15 protein-coding genes are annotated in these 19,352 nt (G+C 43.4%); 13 read left to right on the top strand and 2 right to left on the bottom strand.

What is annotated here, in order from left to right; translation table 11 throughout:
• The first annotated feature begins 24 nt into the window (after positions 1–24).
• The 3 genes from tagF (at position 25) to tagH (ending at position 4,742) form a co-directional block, all read left to right on the top strand.
• A complete protein-coding gene (gene tagF / locus J6600_RS16795) occupies positions 25–2,187 on the top strand; it encodes a teichoic acid poly(glycerol phosphate) polymerase (protein WP_021494864.1) in 2,163 nt (720 codons plus the stop codon).
• A 154-nt stretch (positions 2,188–2,341) separates the two neighbouring features.
• Positions 2,342–3,169: a teichoic acids export ABC transporter permease subunit TagG gene (gene tagG / locus J6600_RS16790; protein ID WP_017418800.1), complete on the top strand. Its 828-nt coding sequence runs from the start codon at positions 2,342–2,344 to the stop codon at positions 3,167–3,169.
• 19 nt (positions 3,170–3,188) lie between these two features.
• A complete protein-coding gene (gene tagH / locus J6600_RS16785) occupies positions 3,189–4,742 on the top strand; it encodes a teichoic acids export ABC transporter ATP-binding subunit TagH (RefSeq protein WP_209387655.1) in 1,554 nt (517 codons plus the stop codon).
• Positions 4,743–4,776: 34 nt separating this feature from the next.
• Here the strand turns inward: tagH and galU are convergent, their stop codons facing one another.
• Positions 4,777–5,655, bottom strand: coding sequence for a UTP--glucose-1-phosphate uridylyltransferase GalU (gene galU / locus J6600_RS16780; protein ID WP_015240700.1), 879 nt, complete (start codon positions 5,653–5,655; stop codon positions 4,777–4,779).
• 277 nt (positions 5,656–5,932) lie between these two features.
• Here galU and wecB point away from each other — a divergent pair, with 277 nt between their 5' ends.
• Positions 5,933–7,072: a non-hydrolyzing UDP-N-acetylglucosamine 2-epimerase gene (gene wecB, locus J6600_RS16775; protein ID WP_209387654.1), complete on the top strand. Its 1,140-nt coding sequence runs from the start codon at positions 5,933–5,935 to the stop codon at positions 7,070–7,072.
• Positions 7,073–7,123: 51 nt separating this feature from the next.
• Here wecB and tagU read toward each other — a convergent pair whose 3' ends face one another.
• Complete coding sequence (gene tagU / locus J6600_RS16770) at positions 7,124–8,044, bottom strand: polyisoprenyl-teichoic acid--peptidoglycan teichoic acid transferase TagU (RefSeq protein WP_209387653.1); 921 nt, start codon at positions 8,042–8,044, stop codon at positions 7,124–7,126.
• 178 nt (positions 8,045–8,222) lie between these two features.
• Here tagU and J6600_RS16765 point away from each other — a divergent pair, with 178 nt between their 5' ends.
• From J6600_RS16765 to tuaF, 9 genes are all read left to right on the top strand, one after another.
• Positions 8,223–8,525 carry a membrane protein gene (locus J6600_RS16765; RefSeq protein ID WP_017418804.1) on the top strand — a complete coding sequence of 101 codons (303 nt, stop codon included), beginning with the start codon at positions 8,223–8,225 and terminating at the stop codon, positions 8,523–8,525.
• A 22-nt stretch (positions 8,526–8,547) separates the two neighbouring features.
• Positions 8,548–10,665 carry a SpoIID/LytB domain-containing protein gene (locus J6600_RS16760; RefSeq protein ID WP_209387652.1) on the top strand — a complete coding sequence of 706 codons (2,118 nt, stop codon included), beginning with the start codon at positions 8,548–8,550 and terminating at the stop codon, positions 10,663–10,665.
• A gap of 25 nt (positions 10,666–10,690) precedes the next feature.
• Positions 10,691–12,181, top strand: coding sequence for an N-acetylmuramoyl-L-alanine amidase (locus tag J6600_RS16755; RefSeq protein WP_209387651.1), 1,491 nt, complete (start codon positions 10,691–10,693; stop codon positions 12,179–12,181).
• Between the two features lie 253 nt (positions 12,182–12,434).
• On the top strand, positions 12,435–13,094 hold the full coding sequence (locus J6600_RS16750) for an exopolysaccharide biosynthesis polyprenyl glycosylphosphotransferase (RefSeq protein WP_003151373.1): 660 nt from the start codon (positions 12,435–12,437) through the stop codon (positions 13,092–13,094).
• Positions 13,095–13,130: 36 nt separating this feature from the next.
• Positions 13,131–14,579 carry a teichuronic acid biosynthesis protein TuaB gene (gene tuaB / locus J6600_RS16745; RefSeq protein WP_014419019.1) on the top strand — a complete coding sequence of 483 codons (1,449 nt, stop codon included), beginning with the start codon at positions 13,131–13,133 and terminating at the stop codon, positions 14,577–14,579.
• Positions 14,576–15,772 carry a teichuronic acid biosynthesis protein TuaC gene (gene tuaC / locus J6600_RS16740; protein ID WP_209387650.1) on the top strand — a complete coding sequence of 399 codons (1,197 nt, stop codon included), beginning with the start codon at positions 14,576–14,578 and terminating at the stop codon, positions 15,770–15,772. Before tuaB ends, tuaC begins: the two co-directional genes overlap by 4 nt.
• 4 nt (positions 15,773–15,776) lie before the next feature.
• A complete protein-coding gene (gene tuaD / locus J6600_RS16735; protein ID WP_209387649.1) occupies positions 15,777–17,117 on the top strand; it encodes a UDP-glucose 6-dehydrogenase TuaD in 1,341 nt (446 codons plus the stop codon).
• Between the two features lie 67 nt (positions 17,118–17,184).
• Complete coding sequence (gene tuaE, locus J6600_RS16730; RefSeq protein WP_209387648.1) at positions 17,185–18,672, top strand: teichuronic acid biosynthesis protein TuaE; 1,488 nt, start codon at positions 17,185–17,187, stop codon at positions 18,670–18,672.
• On the top strand, positions 18,669–19,349 hold the full coding sequence (tuaF, locus tag J6600_RS16725) for a teichuronic acid biosynthesis protein TuaF (protein WP_209387647.1): 681 nt from the start codon (positions 18,669–18,671) through the stop codon (positions 19,347–19,349). Before tuaE ends, tuaF begins: the two co-directional genes overlap by 4 nt.
• The last annotated feature ends 3 nt before the right edge of the window (positions 19,350–19,352 follow it).

Here is a 19,352-nt window from a genome sequence, read left to right as displayed (position 1 = left end):
AATTCAGAGGAGCAGAAAATAAGTATGGATGAAAATACCGTGAGCAAATGTATTTTGAAAAGCTTAAAAAATAATGTGGGAGACCTGGCACTCTCTATTTCACTTGAAAGCGAAGAACCGTTAGCTGAGGAAGTGAAATGTTATTTAAAATTAAAAGAACGGCGTTCCGGAGCCGAGGATGTTGTTATTTTAGAGAAAGAGAGCCCGGCTCAATACAGTGCATCAATTAATATTCACTCGTTTCCTGAACCTTTAGAAATGGGACAGACTTATGATTTTTATGTGGTACTGGGGGAACCGGCAGCGGAAGAAGAACAGCCGAAGCAGGTGCGTTTAACCGTGGAAGCTGAAGCGATTGAGCGTGCCTACCACCTTGATCATACGACTGAGCTGTTAATTTTACCTTATACAACCGATAAGGGTAATTTCTCTTTAAAGGTAAAAAGAGAAGCGAAAATTGTGAAGTTTGATGAGATTCAGCTGAAGGCAGAAGAGATTATGATTTCAGGGTATGCAGGATATCTAAGTTCGGAGAATCAGCTTTCAGTTAAAAACCTGCAATTTGTCATTAAAAAAGGGGGAGAAGATCCCGTAGAGAAACATTTCCCTATTAAAATGACGAAAAAAACGGAGAATATTGAACAGCTTCGGGAAGATGCATTCACCCCTGAAATTTTTGATTTCCAAATAAAAATTCCATTAAAAGATATTCCTTATTCTCTGGAAAAACGATTTGTCTACCGTATGTTTATGGAGTTTCATTGTGAAAACGACGAAGCTGAACCTATTGTTCTCAGCAGCACTCCGCTTGTGCTCGGAGACAGAAAAAATAAACTGAAAGGCCTCATAAGCGTTGTGAATAAAGACAGCGGACCGGTCAGGTATGAGGTATATAAAAAGAAGAAAAAGCAGACTGTCTGTATCCGTGTGAACGACTACAGCCTGAAAACAAGGATGAGATACTTCATAAAAGGGAAGAAAAAACGTTTCATTTCCAAAATGAAAAAACTGAAAAAACGCAGAAATTCCCTTATTACGAAAGGTTATAAAGTTGTTTTCAGAATGGCGAGCAAAATGCCTGTTAAAAGTAAGACCATTATTTTTGAAAGCTTTAACGGCAAACAATACAGCTGTAATCCGAGAGCCATTTATGAATACATGCAAATCAATCATCCGGAATATAAAATGTATTGGAGCGTAAATAAACAGTATGCAGCGCCTTTTAAAGAGAAGGGCATTCAATACATTAACAGGCTTTCTATCAAGTGGCTGTTTGCTATGGCGCGGGCAGAATATTGGGTCGTCAACAGCCGTCTGCCTTTATGGATTCCAAAGCCGGAACATACAACCTATCTTCAAACATGGCACGGCACGCCTTTAAAAAGACTTGCAATGGATATGGAAGAAGTTCATATGCCGGGTACTAATACGAAAAAATATAAAAAGAATTTTATTAAAGAGGCATCCAATTGGGATTATTTAATTTCCCCTAATGCCTACTCGTCTGAGATATTTGCGCGCGCCTTCCAATTCGATAAAACTATGATTGAATCAGGTTATCCGAGAAATGATTTTCTTCATAATGATAATAATAATGAGACAATCACAGCGATAAAAAGAAGGTTAAACCTGCCTGAGGATAAGAAAATCATTCTTTATGCGCCGACATGGAGAGATGACCAGTTTTATGCTAAAGGCCGTTATAAATTTGACCTTGATTTAGACCTGCATAAATTAAGGGAAGAGCTCGGAGATGAATATCTCGTTATTCTGAGAATGCATTATCTTGTGGCCGAAAATTTTGACCTCGGTCCGTTTGAAGGGTTTGCTTACGACTTTTCTGCACACGAAGATATTCGGGAATTGTATATGATTTCAGATCTGTTAATTACCGATTACTCTTCTGTATTTTTCGATTTTGCAAATCTGAAACGCCCGATGCTGTTTTTTGTTCCCGATATTGAAACATACCGGGATAAACTCAGAGGGTTTTATTTCGATTTTGAGAAAGATGCTCCTGGTCCGTTAGTGAAAACGACAGAGGAAACGATCGAGGCAATCAAACATATTTCATCACCGGATTATCAGCACCCGGTTTCATTCAAACCTTTTTATGACAAATTCTGTTATCTTGAGTCAGGACATTCTTCTGAGAAAGTCGTGAAAATTGTGTTTGAATCTGAATAATAGAAAAACCCCTTTGTATCAAGGGGTTTTTCTATTATGCTTTACAAACCTTTTAGCAGCATTTGCATGCGGCTTGAAAGTGAAAAAAAATTTGATTTCTGGTACAATTATCAGCGATGCTTTATAAAATCAAATCAACCTAAGGAAGATTAAAATGAATGCTGTAGTGAAAATACTAAAAGAGCAAGTAACATCATTTCCTTTAATCATGCGTTTAGCAGCCTACGAAACAAAGTCTAAATATCAAATGAATTATTTAGGCGTTTTATGGCAGTTTTTAAATCCTCTTATTCAAATGCTTGCTTATTGGTTTGTTTTTGGATTGGGGATCAGAAAAGGGGGGCCGATGGCTACAGGTGCCGGAGAAGTGCCTTTTATTTTGTGGATGCTTGCAGGTCTGATACCGTGGTTTTTTATAAGTCCGACAATATTAGACGGATCAAATAGTGTATTTAAAAGAATTAAAATGGTGGCTAAAATGAATTTTCCAATCAGTTCTTTGCCGTCTGTCGCCATCGCTTCTAATTTGTTCAGTTATGCAATTATGATGGTGATCTATATCATTGCATTGCTCGCCAGCGGAATCTATCCGAGCCTTCATTGGCTTCAATATATTTATTATTTTGTTTGTCTGATGGCTTTCTTATTTTCGTTCAGCTTGTTTAATTCGACAATCAGCGTGCTGATCCGAGACTATCAGTTTCTTCTGCAGGCAGTGACAAGACTTTTGTTTTTCCTCCTGCCGGTTTTTTGGGATATTAACTCAAAGCTGGGGGCAGCTCACCCGGAATTGGTTCCTGTCTTGAAGCTGAATCCGCTTTTTTATATAATTGACGGTTTCAGGAACAGCTTATTAGATGGTCAGTGGTTCTTTCAAGATGTGAAATATACACTGTATTTCTGGCTGTTCACCTTATTTTTGTTAACAGTCGGTTCTGTTTTACACATGAAATTCAGAGATAAGTTTATTGACTTTCTTTAATACGTAAGGAGATTGTACGATGAAACTAAAGGTTTCGTTTCGAAATGTTTCAAAGCAGTATCATCTTTATGAAAAACAGTCGGATAAAATAAAAGGTTTGTTTTTCCCTGCTAAAGATAACGGTTTTTTCGCTGTGCGAAATGTCTCCTTTGATGTATATGAAGGGGAGACAATCGGCTTTGTGGGAATTAACGGATCGGGTAAATCGACGATGTCCAATCTGCTTGCAAAAGTGATACCGCCGACAAGCGGTGAAATTGAAATGAACGGCCAGCCGTCGCTGATTGCGATTGCAGCCGGTTTAAATAATGCTTTGACGGGCCGGGATAACATAAGACTTAAATGTTTAATGATGGGGCTGACAAATAAAGAAATCGATGAGATGTATGAAAGCATAGTTGAGTTTGCTGAGATCGGTGATTTTATTAATCAGCCGGTGAAAAACTATTCAAGCGGTATGAAGTCCCGCCTTGGTTTTGCTATTTCCGTGCATATAGATCCGGATATTTTAATCATTGATGAAGCCCTCTCCGTAGGAGACCAGACATTTTATCAGAAGTGTGTTGACCGGATCCAGGAATTTAAAGAACAAGGAAAAACCATTTTCTTTGTGAGTCATTCCATTGGTCAGATTGAAAAAATGTGTGACCGTGTGGCTTGGATGCACTATGGTGAATTAAGAATGTTCGACGACACTGAAACCGTCGTCAAAGAGTACAAAGCATTTATCGATTGGTTTAATAAACTCTCCAAAAAAGACAAAGAGAAATATAAGAAAGATCAGGTTGCTGAACGTAAAAAAGAATCGCCTGAGCAGCAGGCAATTGTGAAGGAACAAAAGAAAAATAGTAAATCCGGATCAGCAGTCAATGCTATTCAAATTGCTATTTTATCAATACTGCTTGTGTTTATGGCAGGAACCATGTTTTTCAGCGCCCCGCTTCGTACTATCGCTTCCTTCGGTAAGATCGGATATCAACATGATGTTAACAAGGGGAAAGACCAGATATTGGTGAACAAAAAAGGTTTCGTATTAAAAGACCAGACGCAGGCCTATAAAGATACAGAGCTGAAAAAAAAGGCGGACTTCCTTATTCCGTTCGGTGCTCAGGTGAAAGTGGTATCTGAAGACAGGCAATCAGCAAAGATTGAGGTCAATAATAAAACGTACTATATCCCGGAAAATGCAGCGGTCTATAACGAAAAAAGTTCAAATGTGAAAGCATCCGCTTTTTCTCCGTATGTAAAGCAGGGTGATATTGATCAACTTGTGTCACATCTCGGTGAGCGCGTTAATGATATTCAGCAAGAAATGAAAGAGCTGCAGAAAGAAGTAGTGAACGGCCGGGAGATGCTATATCTTAAAAATGGCGAGGTCAGTTATGTAGTGAATAATGGCAAGGCCGAGCAGCTTGTTTTCAGAGGAATATCAGCTATTACTCCGGCAGATCTATCCCTGAATAATAAAGATGTTATAAAGGGCAGCAGTGATCGGCAATTTATTGCGGCAAATGATAAATACGCTTTTATTATCAATAACGATAATCAAACTTTAACCTGCATTATAAAATAAAAAGCTGTTGGAATAAATCCAACAGCTTTTTTTCTTATAATTCATCTTTTCTTAACAGGTCTTCCATGAAAGGGATAAGGTGATCACGCAGTTCACGATCCTGCATCGCAAATTCTAATGTAGTGGTAATAAAACCCAGTTTTTCACCAACATCATATCTTTTGCCCTCAAAATCGTAAGCAAAAACCCGCTGGATTTCATTCAGCTTTTGAATAGCGTCTGTAAGCTGAATTTCTCCTCCGGCACCAATTTGCTGTTCTTCAAGGTACATGAAGATTTCAGGAGTGAAGACATAACGTCCCAGTATTGCCAGATTGGACGGAGCAGTCCCTTGAGCCGGCTTCTCAACAAAGTTCTTCACCTGATATCTGCGGCCTTCACTTGTCAGCGGATCAATAATTCCGTAACGATGGGTTTCTTCTTCAGGCACTTGCTGAACCCCTATAATAGAAGAAAGTGTTTTTTCATATTCATCCATCAGCTGGCGAAGCCCTGGTTTTTCAGCTTGAACGATATCATCTCCGAGAAGGACGGCGAATGGCTCGTCACCGATAAAATTACGTGCGCACCAAACGGCATGTCCAAGACCTTTTGGCTCCTTTTGCCGGATATAATGAATGTCAGCAAGATTAGAGGCTTTTCGGACTTTTTCTAAGAGTTCGACTTTCCCTTTTTCTTCTAGGTTTCTTTCCAGCTCTGGTGAGTAATCAAAATGGTCTTCAATGGCTCTCTTGCTTTTTCCCGTAACAATAATAATGTCTTCAATACCCGCTTCAACCGCTTCTTCAATTATGTATTGAATCGTTGGTTTGTCTACAATCGGAAGCATCTCTTTCGGCATGGCTTTTGTTGCCGGCAGAAAGCGTGTCCCTAAACCTGCAGCGGGAATTATGGCTTTGCGTACTTTTTTCACTTTAAAGCACCTTCCTTAGCGTCACTTAAATATAAGTTAAGATATCTATACAGACTCAGGCTTGCTGATATTTTCTGTATACCCGATATTTCATTTTTAACACTTTTAATGATATAAGATAAACCATTATTAAACAAGTTTTATCCGTAAAGCCTTAATGATATATCCTTTTTCATTTATGGGAAAAATAATACAAGATATTTAACTGGCGGATCATATCGTGTAAAATGGGTTGATAATGAAAAATGATCACAAACTTGATACAGGAGAAAGAGATATGAAAAAATTTAAAGTCATGACGGTATTCGGTACAAGGCCTGAAGCGATAAAAATGGCGCCCCTTGTGCTCGAATTAAAAAAACGCCCTGAAATAGAATCATATGTCACTGTGACTGCCCAGCATAGACAAATGCTGGATCAAGTTCTTCACGCATTTCAAATTAAGCCTGACTTTGATTTGAATATTATGAAAGAACGGCAGACGCTGGCTGAAATTACTTCAAACGCCCTGGTAAAACTGGACGGCCTGTTTAAGGAAATCAAACCTGATATTGTTCTTGTTCATGGTGACACGACAACAACCTTTGCCGGAAGCCTTGCAGCTTTCTATCACCAGATTGCAGTCGGACATGTGGAGGCCGGATTGCGCACGGGCAACAAATATTCACCTTTTCCGGAAGAATTGAATCGCCAAATGACCGGCTCGCTTGCTGATATCCACTTTGCTCCGACTCAGCAAGCGAAGCAAAATTTGTTGAATGAGAATAAAAAAGAAAGCTCCATTTTTGTTACCGGAAATACAGCGATTGATGCTTTGCATACAACGGTTCACTCTGAATACTCCCATAACATTATTGAAAAAATCGGCAATGACAGAATGATTTTACTGACGGCGCATCGCCGGGAAAATTTAGGTCAGCCGATGGAACTTATGTTTAAAGCCATCCGCCGGATCGCAGATGAATTCAGCGATGTGCAAGTCGTTTATCCGGTACACCTGAATCCCGCTGTACGTGAAGCTGCTGATAAGCACTTTGGTGATTCGGAGCGCGTCCATTTAATTGAACCTCTTGAAGTGATTGATTTCCACAATTTTGCGTCAAGGTCGTATTTTATTTTAACTGATTCAGGAGGCGTTCAGGAGGAAGCTCCTTCCTTAGGAAAGCCGGTTCTCGTATTGCGCGATACGACTGAACGGCCCGAAGGAGTGGAGGCGGGCACTCTGAAATTAGCCGGTACTGATGAAGAAACGATTTATCAGATGGCAAAACAGCTGCTGACAGACAAGCAGGAATATGAAAAAATGTCGCGGGCATCTAATCCCTATGGAGATGGCATGGCGTCAAGAAGGATTGCTGAGGGGCTGCTCTATCAATTCGGACTGCGTTCAGAGCGTCCTGATTCTTTCAAGGTGTAACAAAAAAGCAGCTCCGCATAATGTATGCGAAGCTGCTTTTTCTGCATTAGTTTAAAGGTTGAGGCTGCTTCTCAATTCTTTAGTAATGGAAGCAAGACCGTTTTCATCTGCTTTATAATAGTAAATTCCGTTGATTTTAGTGCCGTCACCCTTCAACTCATGCTGAATCACTTTCTTGCGGGCATCTTTATAGCCGGATTGAATATCCCACATATCATCAAAGGTTAAATTCGTTTTTACAGTGTTCTCTACTACTTTAAACATATCTCCGAATTTCGTGACAGAAGAGATACTTGCCCCTTTATTGATAATACCCTCTATAATCTGCCGCTGTCTGTCTTGGCGCCCGAAATCCCCTTTAGGATCTTCTTTTCTCATTCGTGAGTAAGCGAGGGCTTCATCACCGTTTAATGAAATATTGCCTTTGCTGAAGTAATAACCGTCATAGTTGAAAGCGAATGTACTGTTGACAGTGATGCCTCCTAAAGTGTCAACGACATCTTTAAAGCTTTCCATATTTACTTTAATGAAATAATCTACAGGAAGGTTCAAGAAATTCTCCACAGTATCTACTGCCATTTGCGTACCGCCAAATGCATATGAATGATTGATTTTATCCATCGTGCCTTTGCCGATAATTTTTGTATAAGTGTCACGCGGAATACTGACCATTTCCGTTGTTTTTGTCTTTGGATTGACAGTAAGGTAAATGAGCGAGTCGGCTCTTCCTTTATCATTTTTACGTTCGTCCACTCCCATGATCAAGACAGAGAACGGTTCTTGTTTATTTATTTTCACCTCAGTGCTGCGTTTATTCGATTTGTTAATGTCTTCGTGAATACTGGCGACGGTTGATGCCGCTTTATGCCATAGATAGTATGTAAAGCCGCCGGAAACTAAAATAAAAATGCCGATGATTGTCAGAAAGACCAGTAACAAAGTCTTTTTCTTTTTTCTTCGTTTACTTCTCATCTCAATACACCCCATCTGTTTTAAATTGGAAATCGAACTTCCAGTAAATGAAATATTTTATAATAGAATACAATAAATCCTAATATAGTCGAATGTTATCGAAAAAAGTTTCAATGTTTCTTAATTTTTCTTTAAAATAGATAATATATTGTCGATAATCCATAATGAGGTGAAAAAAATGAAAAAAATTTTCGGATGTTTGTTCTTTATACTGCTTCTCGCCGGGTGCGGAGTTAATAATGAAAAATCTCAGGGCGAGGATGCGGGTGAAAAGCTGGTAACGAAAGAGGGCACTTATGTAGGACTGGCGGATACTCATACAATAGAAGTCACTGTGGATCATGAACCGGTAAGTTTTGATATCACTGAAGAATCAGCCGACGATGTTAAGAATTTGGATAATGGCGACAAAGTGACAGTAAAATATCAAAAAAATAGCAAGGGACAGCTTATGCTGAAGGATATCGAACCGGCAAATTAATGAACAGGGGGACGCTGTAATCTTGAAAACTTGCAAACATTTAATAGGACTGACTCTAGCTGTTGTTATATTGCTTATACCGGCGGTTTCCTTTGCGGCAGATTCAAATATATCTGTTAAGCTGACAAATTACATAGGAAATCAATCAAGCATTTCTTTATCTCCAACCGGTTTTTATCAGGTTACCGGTGATCATGTGTCTGTAACCAACCGCTTTTCGGGGGCATCCCGATATGAGACGGCGGCTCTTGCATCTGACTCCCAATGGACGAATCCTAAAACCGTTATTCTCGTCAATCGTGATGTTTTTATCGATGCATTACCAGTAATTCCTCTGGCAAAAAAATTGGATGCGCCGGTGTTATTTACACAGCCGGACACTTTGACAAAAACAACAGAAAAACAGATTGCTAAGTTCAATCCCGATAATATTCTGGTCATCGGCGGGGCTAAAAGTATTTCAAAGGACGTTGAAAATAAGCTTAAGTCTTATGGAGCTGTGAAAAGAATCAGCGGGAAAAACCGTTATGTTCTGTCTGAAAACATTGCAAAACAAATGGGAAATTACGATAAAGCAATTGTTGTAACAGGGAATGTTTTTCAAGACGCTTTAGCCATTGCTCCGTATGCCGCTGCAAACGGCTATCCCATTTTACTGACTGAAAAGGATAAATTGCCGGATTATGATCTTCCGAAGCAAGTCATAATTATCGGGAGTTCGTTCAGCGTGAGTGATGCTGTAGAAAATCAAATTAAAAAAACTTCAACTGTGCAGCGAATACCCGGATCAACACGGTATGAATTGACTGCTAATATTATTAATCAGCTAAAGTTGAAGGCTGATAAAGTCGTCATGACTAATGGAACGAAATATGCTGATGTCCTGGTTGGCGCTTCTTTAGCCGCCAAAAAAAACAGCCAAATATTATATATCAAACAAGATGATGTTCCTTCAGCAGCTAAAACAGTGACAAAAGAGAAGGCGTCGTATGCATACGACTTTATCGGAAGTACAAGCTCCATTTCCGCCGGGGTTGAAAATGAGCTTTCAAACCATTTTTACTTAGCCGGCGGGAGCACATACAACTTACAAATCAATAATGGAAAGTTAAATCTTAATCATATTAAAACATATGGGAATTCATTGAGAATAAAACCGGAAACGTACAATGAATCCAACCGGATCAGTTTGAATGGAAAAGAATACTTGGGGACGGTTAATTTTTCAATAGAGTCAGGCAAATATATCAGACCTGTAAATGAAAACATTCCTTTTGAAGATTATTTAAAAGGTGTCGTACCGAATGAAATGCCTGCAAGCTGGTCTCTTGAAGCGCTGAAGGCGCAAACGGTTGCGGCAAGAACATACTCAATTACGAAGACCGGGAGCACTGTTGCTGATACTACTGCTTTTCAAGTATATGGCGGGTACAGCTGGAATGCCAATACAACGAAAGCAGTGCAGCAGACAAAAAATAAGGTGCTGACTTACAAAGGGAATTTAATTACGGCGGCTTATTCATCGAGTAATGGCGGTTATACAGAATCAAGCGGCGAAGTATGGGGTTCAAGCGTTCCTTATTTAACTGCGAAAAAAGACACAAAAGATCCTCAAACTGCCTGGAGTCTGACGCTTTCTAAGCAGCAAATCAATCCGGATTCAATTGATGTAAATAAGCCGGCCACTTGGTTTGCTTCAAAGAATGAGACAAATGCATCTCAACTGAGCGGTATTAAAAATTGGTTTTTAAAAAATAAAGAAACAGGCGCTTCCGCCATTAAAATTTTAAAAATAGAAGATCTTACATTCAGCGGAACAACTAAAGGACAGCGGGCTAAAACAGCAACTTTGAAAGTGAATTACGCTGTCAAACAAAACAATGGAAATTACGAGGCAAATAAAACATCTGCAATGACTGTGCCGGTGACTGAACTGAGAACGATGATCGGAGCCTCCGTGTTTAAAAGCACTTATGTGACCGTCAGTCAAAACGGTTCTGCTTTTACAATCAGCGGAAAGGGATACGGACACGGCATCGGAATGAGCCAATACGGCGCTAAGGCAAGAGCGGATTCAGGAGATTCATATAGTTCAATTTTAAAATTTTATTATCCGGGCACCACATTGACTGACTATTAAATAAACGAGAGCAGGAGGAAGGCAATTGCGTTCTTATCTTAAAGTCCTGATCATTTCTATGCTGGGACTCATCTTATTTATCCCGTCAGCCTTAGCTGACAACGCGGTTAAAAGAGTAGGGGGAAGCAACAGGTACGGTACGGCTGCTGCGCTTTCCAAGCAGGTGTATTCAACAGCGAGTACAGCTGTTGTCGTCGGCGGAGGTTCGTATGCAGATGCTATATCCGCTGCCCCGATGGCATATCAGAAAAATGCGCCGCTGCTTTACACAAACAAAGATAATTTGTCATCAGAGACGAAAACCCGTCTGAAAGAATTAAAAACAAAAACGGTCATTATCGTCGGCGGAACGCCTGCTGTCTCAGCAAATACAGCAAATCAAATCAAAGCGCTCGGCATCAGTGTTAAGAGAATTTCAGGAAGCAACCGATATGATACGGCAGCTAAAGTAGCAAAGGAAATGCCTGCCGCCTCAAAAGCCGTTATTGCAAACGGATTTTTATATGCTGACGCAATAGCTGCAATTCCATATGCCGCAAAGAACGGATATCCAATTTTGTTTACGAATCAAACAGCTATCAACAGTGCGACAGCAGGAGCTATAAAAAGCAAGGGGATCAAAAGCTCTATTGTAGCAGGGGGAACCGGGAGCATAAATGCCTCTGTCTTTAAAAAACTCCCTTCTCCAAAAAGAATCAGCGGAAGCAATCGATACGAACTTGCGGCCAATCTAGTTCAGCAATTAAATCTTCCGACAGGCAATGTATTCGTCAGCAATGGTTTCGGGTATGCAGACTCTATAGCGGGTGCTGCTCTTGCTGCAAAGAAAAAACAATCTATCATTCTGACAAACGGCAGCAATCTTTCAAAAGAAACAAGAGTCTTTATCGGGAGAAAAAAATTAAGCAGCTTTACCATTATCGGGAACACCCCGGCTGTCAGCTCAAATGTTGCAAACCAGCTGAAAAATCCGGCAGCGGGAAAAACAATTTTAATTGATCCGGGTCATGGAGGGAAAGATTCCGGTTCTATAGGTAACGGCATTTTAGAAAAAGACGTCAATCTTGATATCGCTAAAAGGCTGAATACAAAATTAAATGCTTCAGGTGCTCTGCCGGTCATGACGAGGTCTAATGATACATTTTATTCCTTGCAGGAAAGGGTAAATAAAGGTGCAACCGCAGGAGCGGATTTATTCATCAGCGTTCACGGCAATGCAAATGATGCAACTTCTGCAAACGGAACTGAGACCTACTATGATGAGACATATCAAGCCGCTGCAAGCAAACGCCTGGCAGGACAAATTCAGCCTAGGGTTGTTAATGCATTAAAAACAAGAGACAGAGAGGTTAAAACAGCTCCGTTCTATGTCATTAAGTATTCCAAAATGCCTAGTGTATTAGTAGAGACGGCTTTTATTACGAATCCGTCTGATGCAAGTAAATTAAAGCAAGCATCCTATAAGGAAAAGGCAGCTGCAGCCATCAATGATGGAATCGTGTCTTATTATAAGTAAAACTTTTATATATTTGTGTACGAGCCTGCTGGTCAAAATTGATCGGCAGGCTTTTTCGTTGTTTTCCGCTCATAATGATCCTTTTCAATTATAGTAGCGGCCGTTTATGGATATGAATAGATTTACAATAAAAAAACAATAATCGAAACATTCTAATAAACATTAACGCTTCCTTTACTTCCAATTAACATCCATCTGCTAAACTCACGGCATAGGTCATCAAACATCCCAACAAATCGTGAGGTGTGTGTCAGTGGGAGCAGAGAAAAGCATGAATGTAAATAATAACTATGCAGTGCGGCAGGGGACTTCCGCTGCCGTTACGGAAAGAACGGCCCGTTATTTGGCTTTTAAGCGATTCATGGACATTGTGTTTGCGCTTGCAGGGCTTTTGGCGGCGCTCCCGGTGATGGGCCTGTTCTCCATACTGATTCGTTTGGAGTCGCCCGGCCCGGCTTTTTATAAGCAGGAGCGGGTAGGCAAAGACGGGAAGCCGTTTTATTTGTATAAGCTCCGCTCTATGAAAATAGATGCTGAAAAATCGGGGGCGGTCTGGGCGCTGAAAAAGGATCCCCGCGTGACAAAGGTCGGCGCTTTTATCAGAAGGACCCGTATTGATGAGCTGCCGCAGCTGGTAAATGTGCTTCGGGGAGAAATGAGCCTGATCGGCCCGCGTCCCGAGCGGCCCGTGTTTACGGAACAGTTTCAGGCTGAGATTCCGGGGTTTACGGAGCGGCTGGCCGTTAAGCCGGGATTAAGCGGCTGGGCGCAGGTCAACGGGGGATATGACATGACACCGAGGGAAAAACTGATGTTTGACTTATACTATATCCGCAACCTGACCTTTTCATTGGAACTGAAGATTATGCTCAAAACGTGCAAGGTGATCTGGACCGGTGACGGGGCGCGATAAAAATTCTGGTCAGCAGACAAAAAAGTAGGGAAAACGATGCCTAGTATTACAAATCAAATCTTGAGCGGCGCCAAATGGACAAGTATTTCGACAGCGTGTATTACGGTCATTCAAATCATCCAATTCGCCCTGCTCGGGCGGGTCATGTCACTGGCTGAATTCGGTCTTGTCGGCATGATCACAACGGTAGTGGTGTTTGCCCAAATTGCGCTTGATATGGGTTTTGGCGCCGCGCTCATTCAAAAAGATCATGTGACTGATAAACAGATGTCTTCCTTGTACTGGCTGAATATCATAACGGGGCTTGCGCTGTTTGCGCTGCTGTTTTTCAGCAGTCCGCTCATCGCCGATTTTTATCGGCGGGAGGAGCTTGTCTATTTAATCCGCGTGCTGGCCGTCATGTTTTTAATCGCGCCGATCGGTCAGCAATACCAGTATATGCTGCAAAAAGCGCTGGCATTTAACACGTTAAGCAAGATTGAAATCTTTTCAAATGTGCTGTCCTTCGTGTATTTGGCGGCCGCGGTTTTTTATACGGACCCGATTCTCGCCTATGTGATTTCTCAGGTGCTGCTGCAATCGTCAAAAGGCATTCTGTACTGGATGGCCTGCAGAAAAACATGGAGACCGGCGTTCGTTTTTGATCTGAAAGGAATGAAAGGCTTCTTTTCTTTCGGGGCCTTTCAGCTGTCTTCCCGGCTTGTGAACCGGCTCGGAGCGAATATTGATATGATTCTGATCGGCAGTTTTATCGGCGCCGAGGCGCTCGGCATTTACAATCTGGCCTACCAGATTGTCACGCTTCCGGTATTAAAAATTAATCCGATCATTACGAGAGTCGCGTTTCCCGTCTTTGCGAAAAACAAGCATGAAAACAGCGTTATCAGAGAAGGATTTCTCAATATGACCAAAATACTCGCGCTGATATCCTTTCCGCTTTTGCTCGGTTTGGTTTCAGTGTCGGATGCATTCGTGGCTTCGGTATTCGGAGAAAAATGGCTGGCGGCTGTCCCGGTTTTAAACGTTCTCGCCATCGTCGGGATTTTAAGGGTTCTGATGAATCCGAACGGATCTGTGCTGCTCGCAAAAGGGCGGGCCGATCTGGCGTTTTATTGGGACGCCGGGGTGATGCTGCTGTATGGTGCATCTTTGTACGCCGCCGTGCTGTCCGGAAATCTCTTGACGGTAGCCTGGACGTACGCTTTCATCAGCATCCTGAATTTCCTGATCGGGCGCTGGCTGTTGGCATATGTCATTAAGCTGCGTCTGTCGGCTTACTTCAAAGCCGTGGCCAAACCGTTTCTGCTTACGGCGGCAATGGGTGTCATCGCCTTTACAGCCAGCTTCGGAACGGAGCGGATCAGCCTTGATGTCAAGCTGCGTCTGGCAATCTCTGTAGTCTGCGGCGCGTTGTGTTATTTATTCCTGTTAGGAAAAGCTTATCCGCATATGAAAAGTAAATTAAGAAAAGGACGTTTGCTATGAAGGTATTGTGGATGACAAGTGTATATCCGAGCAGTGAGAAGCCGGGAGAAGGGGTTTTTCATGAGACGCAGGCCCAAGAACTGAGAAAGCTTGGCGCGGAGATGACTGTCATTTGTCCGCGGCCGAAACTCGCCGCGCCATTCCGGGTGCTGAAAAAGACGTATCGGCAAAAGGATATAAGGCCGGCGCATGAATGGCGGAAAGGCGTGTCCGTCCACCGGCCGTTTTATCAGGCGGTTCCCGGGCAGCTGAAATGGGCGCAGCCGCATAAAAGAATGGCGTCATCGGTTCTTTCCGCGATTAAAAATCAAGGCCTGAAGCCCGATCTGATTCACGCGCATTTCGCCATGCCGTCAGGCGGAGCGGCCGCCATTGTGTCAAAGGCTTTAGGCATTCCGTATGTACTGACCTTGCATGGCAGTGATGTCAATGTCTATCCGCATTACAGCAAAAGCGCTCATCGCGCATTTACATTTGCGGTGCGGGAAGCAGCCGATATTTACGCTGTGAGCGGCAGTCTGCGGGAACAAATGAAAAAGCTCATCGAAGCGGAGTGCAGCGTGCTTCCGATCGGCATCACGCTTGACGCCTTCCGAGAAAGGAACGAGACGAAAGAAGCCGTCAGAAAACGGCTCGGCCTTCCTCCGGATAAAAAACTGATCGTGTTCATCGGCAGGCTTGTCAAAGAGAAAGGTGTTTTCGACTTATCAAAAGCCGTTCAGTCATTGGATGAAAATTATGAAGCTGTCTTTGTCGGTGACGGTCCCGCCGCATCTTCATTGCGGGAAGCCGCTCATATCGTCACGGGGCAAGTGCCGAACGACAAGGTACAGGACTATCTGCTGGCCTCGGATGTAATGGCGCTGCCGTCCTACAGCGAAGGCATGCCGACTGTGGTCATTGAGGCGCTCGCTCTGAAGGTGCCGGTAATCTGCACCGATGTCGGAGGATTGGCTTCTTTATTCGGGAAACACCGGGGGTTGCTGATCAAGCCGGGTTCACCTGAGACGCTGGCAGAATCGATTCTGCAATATGACGGAGGAGAGGCTTGGACGCCGCAAACAGCCGAGGAACTTTATCAAACCGTCCGCACGTATTTTGACGCAAGCCAAAACGCGAAAGCGCTGAAAGAGAAATACCGATCCGTAATGAACCGGGCCGGGCAAGAGGAGAACCTTTCGAAAGAGGGATGAAGCTGTGAAAAAAATCGCTGTATTAGGAACAGGGTATGTAGGTCTTGTATCTGGAACTTGTTTTGCGGAAATCGGCCATCATGTGACTTGCTGTGACATCAATGAAGCGAAAATCAGAAGCTTGCAAAACGGAGTCATCCCGATATATGAACCGGGGCTTGAGGAATTAGCTGAAAAAAATGTCAGTGCCGGGCGCTTATCCTTTACGGCCGGCATTGAGCCGGCTGTGAAAGCCGCTGATATCATCTATATCGCCGTCGGTACGCCGATGTCAAAGACGGGTGAAGCCGATCTGACCTACATTAAGGCAGCGGCGCAAACAATCGGAGAACAGCTGAACGGATACAAAATCATTGTCACCAAAAGCACTGTTCCGGTCGGGACGGGAAAGCTAATTTTCCAAATCGTCAGCGAAGCGTCAAAGGGAAAATATCCGTTTGATGTCGCGTCAAATCCTGAATTCCTCCGCGAAGGTTCGGCGGTGCGGGATACGATGCAGATGGAGCGGGCGGTCATCGGCGCCACAAGCGAACATGCCGCTTCGGTCATTGAAGAGCTTCATAAGCCGTTCCGTACGAAGGTCGTAAAGACCAATCTTGAAAGCGCGGAAATGATTAAGTATGCCGCAAATGCTTTTTTAGCCGCCAAAATATCTTTTATTAACGATATCGCCAATATTTGCGAACGTGTCGGGGCGGACATTTCCCACGTGTCAGAAGGCGTCGGTCTTGACAGCCGGATCGGGAATAAATTTCTGCAGGCGGGCATCGGATTCGGCGGATCCTGCTTTCCGAAGGATACAACGGCTTTATTGCATATCGCAAACGCCGCCGGCTATCCGTTTCAAATGATGGAAGCCGTCATTGAAACCAATCAGAAGCAGCGGGTCCGTATTACGGAAAAATTGAACCGCGCCATCGGGCCCTTAAAAGGGAAAACCGTGGCCGTACTGGGGCTGGCCTTTAAACCGCACACAAATGACGTCCGCTCCGCCCCGGCTCTTGATATCATCACAAGTCTTAAAGAGCAGGGCGCTCACGTGAAAGCGTATGATCCGATCGCGATTCCCGAAGCGTCAGCGATATTAGGAGACGGCGGCATTGAGTATCACACAGAGCTGTACAGTGCCATCAAAAACGCGGACGCATGCCTGATTACAACAGATTGGCCGGAAGTCAAGGAGATGGATCTTAAGAGAGTGAAGCAGCTGCTCAAACAGCCGGTCATCATTGACGGCAGAAATATGTTTCCGCTGGAGTATATGAGGGTTTCAGGATTCACTTATCATTCCGTCGGACGTCCGGCGGTTCATGCCGATCGGCAAATAAAAGAACTGGCAAGATAGAAAAAGATTTGTCTTCAGGCTCTCGGCAGCCCGGCTCGGCTGCCGGTTTTGGAAAGGGGTTTGCCATGTGAGTATCAAACGTTCAGCGGCACATGTTCTTGTGCTGCTTGCCGCTCTCATTACAGGAGGATTCATCATGCTGGAGGCGGTCAGGGCGGATGCCGGCTTCGGAAAAATCACCGTGCTGCTGCTTGCCGCCATGATCGGCATTGCCGGACTTGCTTTGCTATCCGCCTTTACAACAAACGGTCAGATGTTTATGGGGCTCATTTACATACTGATCGCGTGTACATTTTTAAACCAGGCCTTCTTTGCGGTCCATCTCGGATTTTTCAGCTTATTTATATACCGGCTGTTATTAATCGGAGCGGGCGCCCTTCACATCGCCGGCATCCTGACAAACCGTCATCATATTGACAGATGGAATCGGGTGAATGTAAAAGGGGTTCTGATGTTTTTCGCCTTATGGTTTACATACGGTCTCCTATCGTTATTGTGGGCAAAATCCGTGACGTACGGGATTAAATATTTAGCTTTAATGGGAATGGGCATGTTTCTGATTTATCTTATTGTCATGTTCATTCAGCGCTTTGATCAGCTGATGGTTTTTTACGGCATATGGCTTGTGATGACCATTTTTGTGATGGCGATCGGCTTTTACAATCATTTTACACACCACCATCTGCCGAGCTCCACGCTTTATAACGGCCCGCAGTACAAACAGCATTATCCGACGTCCGTTTTCTTTAATCAAAATGATTTCGCGACGTTTTTGTGCATCAGTTTCTTTCTGTATGCGGCGGCGGTGAAAAATATGAAAAACGGCTATGTGAAGGCCGTCAGCCTGCTCTTTGCGATCTGCGCTTTGTATTTAATCATTTTGACCGGTTCGCGCGCGAGTCTGCTGGGCATATGCGCGGGGGCGGCTGTATACGTCTTCATCCTGCTGCCTTCCCTGTTGAAAAAACTCGCGCTGTACGTTGCGGGAGCGGGTGCGGCGCTGTTTGCGGTTTTATTTGCGGACCGTATCACCAATGCCGTCTTGAATCTGTTTTCAGCTCCGCAGGCGATGCCGGGACAGCAACCGCTTCCTTCCAACCTCGCGAGGGCGAATCTTTTAAAGAACGCCTTTCACTATGTGATTGATTCCTGGGGGTTCGGAGTGGGTGCCGGAAACGTCTCTTACTATTTAAAAGCGGAGCCCGTTTATGATACGGGCGGCGTAGTTGAGGTGCACAACTGGCTCGTCGAGATTATGGCGAACTTCGGCGTGCTTACGATGCTCGGTTACCTGACAGTCTATTTGTTCCTTTTTTGGACACTTTATAAATGTCATGAAAGAAAATTGGAAAATCAGTCAAGACTGATCACAGAAGGACTTATCACGGCGATGGCCGGTTTTTTGGTAAGCAGCATCAGCCCAAGCTCCGTATCAAATTTATTTTTCCACTGGGTATTTCTCTCGCTCGTGATCGCGGCGGTCAATATATTGAGGCGTTTACAAAAGGAGCCTGCCGTCACGGCGTACTATGAAAAACAGGGAGATGCGAGATGAAGGATATGTTGACAAGAATAACCCGGCGTATCAAAAAGAATATCATTTGGATCATTGCGCTGCCCGTTGTGTTAGGGGCGGCGGGATATATATTGCCGTCAAAAATCAGCGGAAGCAGCAGTTTTACATCAGAAGCCGCGATCGCCGCGGGAAATTATGATCATCCGCTTTATAATAATACAAAAGAAATCCCGCTCCTTTTGACGAGCGATGCCTTTTTAAAGCAGGCTCTGCCTGATAAAACAGATGAAGAAAGAGCGGCCGTGAAAAGTAAACTGACTGTCGAAACACAATCAGATTCATTGATCACGGTCAGCTACAGCGGCCAAAACAAACAGGAGACCGAATCGGTGTTTCAAGCCGTCATAAAAACTTTTCTGAAGAATGATCAGGATCTGTTTGAAAAACGGGCAAAAGTAGTGCGGCAGAGTATTGCTGCGCTTGAAGGAGAAACCGTCAGTGCGGACGCCAAAGTGGATAAGGAACGATTTTTATACGAATTGAAAAATACGCAGCTGAACCTGAAAGCGGCCGGCGTCATCAATTCAGAGCCGATGAATGAAACGGCGGGACAAGGCATGCCGCCGAAAAAGAAAGCGGTTCTGGGCGTTTTAATCGGCATTGCAGTTGCATTTATGTTCATTGTCATTCCTGAGTTTTTTAGAGAGTCCTTGTAAAAA

The sequence above is a fragment of the Bacillus sp. LJBV19 genome, assembly GCF_017797845.1.
GTDB classification, from domain to species: Bacteria; Bacillota; Bacilli; order Bacillales; family Bacillaceae; genus Bacillus; species Bacillus velezensis.
This window is presented reverse-complemented; position numbering and strand designations above follow the sequence as displayed.